The sequence below is a fragment of the Caballeronia sp. M23-90 genome (assembly GCF_053574605.1).
Window position 1 is genome coordinate 1 of the sequence record NZ_JBSIPA010000692.1, and the last position, 2,323, is coordinate 2,323.

2 protein-coding genes and 2 pseudogenes are annotated in these 2,323 nt (G+C 60.1%); 1 reads left to right on the forward strand and 3 read right to left on the reverse strand.

What is annotated here, in order from left to right; genetic code table 11:
- Positions 1–61: 61 nt before the first annotated feature.
- From ACRXB1_RS34735 to ACRXB1_RS34745, 3 genes and pseudogenes are all read right to left on the reverse strand, one after another.
- Positions 62–334 carry a DUF493 family protein gene (locus tag ACRXB1_RS34735; protein WP_062000655.1) on the reverse strand — a complete coding sequence of 91 codons (273 nt, stop codon included), beginning with the start codon at positions 332–334 and terminating at the stop codon, positions 62–64.
- A gap of 107 nt (positions 335–441) precedes the next feature.
- Positions 442–1,653: a D-alanyl-D-alanine carboxypeptidase family protein gene (locus ACRXB1_RS34740; RefSeq protein ID WP_062168812.1), complete on the reverse strand. Its 1,212-nt coding sequence runs from the start codon at positions 1,651–1,653 to the stop codon at positions 442–444.
- A 433-nt stretch (positions 1,654–2,086) separates the two neighbouring features.
- Positions 2,087–2,194 (reverse strand): annotated as a pseudogene (locus ACRXB1_RS34745) (alpha/beta hydrolase); the annotation flags it as partial.
- A gap of 4 nt (positions 2,195–2,198) precedes the next feature.
- Between ACRXB1_RS34745 and ACRXB1_RS34750 the strand changes: the two are divergent.
- Positions 2,199–2,323: pseudogene (locus ACRXB1_RS34750) on the forward strand (OmpA family protein); the annotation flags it as partial.

Sequence of the window (2,323 nt, forward strand, 5' to 3'; positions counted from 1 at the left end):
TTCTGCAACGACGGGCCTGCGCGCACGCCCGGGCCGCTAGGGGCACCGTCGTTGCAGATACTTAAAGCACCACTTTGACCATTGGGTGACCGGTCAGCGCACGATAGATATCGTCAAGATGCGCGCGGCTCTGCGCGCGAACGGTGAGCGTCAGACCGGTGTATTTACCGCCCGACGACGGACGCGTTTCAATGCGCTCGATGTCAAAGTGGTCGTCGAATTCGCGGATCACGGTGACGACGGCATCGCGGAATTCCGGATGCGTCGCGCCCATCACCTTGATCGGGAAATCGCAGGGGAAATCGAACAGGGCGTCGATATCGGGTGAGCTCATGGTGTTCTCCATCTAACGGACGCCCGGGCTGTCCGGGCGTCTCACAGCAGGGATAGATGGAGCCGGATCGGCCGATTCCAACTTGCCCGATGTTGCTTGCTTCTTCCTTATTTCTTCTTCTGCCACATCATCAGCAGCGAATCCCACGTCCGGCCGACAAAACCGGCTTGCGGCACATCCTGAAGCGCGACCAGCGGGAATTGGGCGACTTCCTTGCCGTCGGCCATCATCTTGACGGTGCCGACCTGCTGGCCCTTCTTGACCGGCGCGACGATGGTGTCGTTATGCGTGACCGTAGGCTTGACCTTCTCGCCCATGCCCTTCGGAACGGTAATGTACTGATCGGTTTCCACGCCGGCCTTGAGCGCGTTTTCCGTGCCCTTGTAGACGCGCGGCGAATCGATCACCTGGCCCGCCTTGTAGAGGCGCACCGCGTCATAAGCGGTGTAGCCGTAGTTCAGCATCTTCAGGCTGTCCTGCACGCGGTTGTGCTCTTTCGGCTCGCCCATCATCACGGCGACCAGCCGGCGGCTCGCGTCAGGCACGCCTTCCAGCGGACGCTTCGCGCTCGCGATCAGGCAATAACCCGCTGCCTTGGTGTGGCCGGTCTTCAGGCCATCCACCGTTGAATCGATCCACAGCAAGCGGTTGCGGTTCGGCTGCTTGATCTTGTTATAGGTGAAATCCTTCACCGAGAAAATGGCGTAGTACTCGGGGAAATCGCGGATCAGGCGCGTGGACAGCACGGCCAGGTCGCCTGCCGTGGTGTAGTGATTCGGGTCGGGCATGCCGTTGACATCGGCAAAATGGGTATTTTTCATACCAATCTGCTTGGCCGCCGCGTTCATCAGTGTGACGAAATTGCCTTCGCTTCCGCCCACCAGCTCAGCCAGTGCAATGGCTGCGTCGTTGCCCGACTGGATGATCATGCCGTACACGAGATCGTGCACGGTCACCGGCTTGTTAGCCTCGATGAACATGCGCGACTCGTCCGTGCCCACGCGGCGCACGGCCTCGCTCGGCATGACGGTCTGGTCCATGTTGATCTTCTTCGACTTGAGCGCGTCGAAAACGAGATACGCGGTCATCAGCTTGGTCAGCGATGCCGGTTCCGAGCGTTCATCCGGGTTGCCGGACGCGAGCACCTGGTTGCTGGTTGCATCGACGAGAACCCACGAGCGGGCCGTTACATCGGGTGGCGGAACCTGGGCGAAAACGCTCGCCGCTACGAGCGTCGCCGGCAGGACGATAGCGGCAGCAACGGCACGATGAACGAAAGAGGGAGCAACGAAGGGCAAGCCGGAAGGGGAAAAGCGCATAGGTTCGGATTGGCAGAAAAGGCATCGGCGAGTCGGCGTTTTCCGGATGTCCGAGAAAAGACGCGACTCGCGGGTTGTACAGGCGGAGGGTCAGTCCGGCGGAGCGCTGTGCTTCGACGCAGGGCGCGAAGATTCGTTCGGACCGACCTCCGCGCGCTTCGATACTCGAGCGGCACATGGACTGAACGCGACCGTTGAATCGAGCGGTGAATCGCGTGCTGCATGCGCTGCGGCCAAGCGGCGGCCGAATAGTCGGCCGGGCAAAAGTCTGCGCCATTATACGCGTGCGCAATGTTGCTTTTGCCGTGGAAGTGGCTTGATTTGCCGGGGATTCTTGAAAGCGAGTGTAAAAACGAACGCGGCGCAAAGCCTTTGAAAGCCCTGGCGCCGCGCGTTGATCCAGCAGAAAGTAGCGGTTGTTCCTGCGTAAGCCTCAACGCCAAGCGTCGACGATGATCTTCTTCAGCACATGCAGCTTTCTATGGAAGAAATGCTCGCCGCCCGGGATCACGACGACGGGCAATTCCTGCGGGCGCGCCCATTAGGTTACGTACCAAGCTGACGCTCTGTTCGACTTCGACAAGGCAATCCTGAAGCCGGCTGGTAAGGCAAAGCTTGACGATCTCGCATCGAAGATTGGCGACCTGAACCTGGAAGTCGTGGTCGCTAC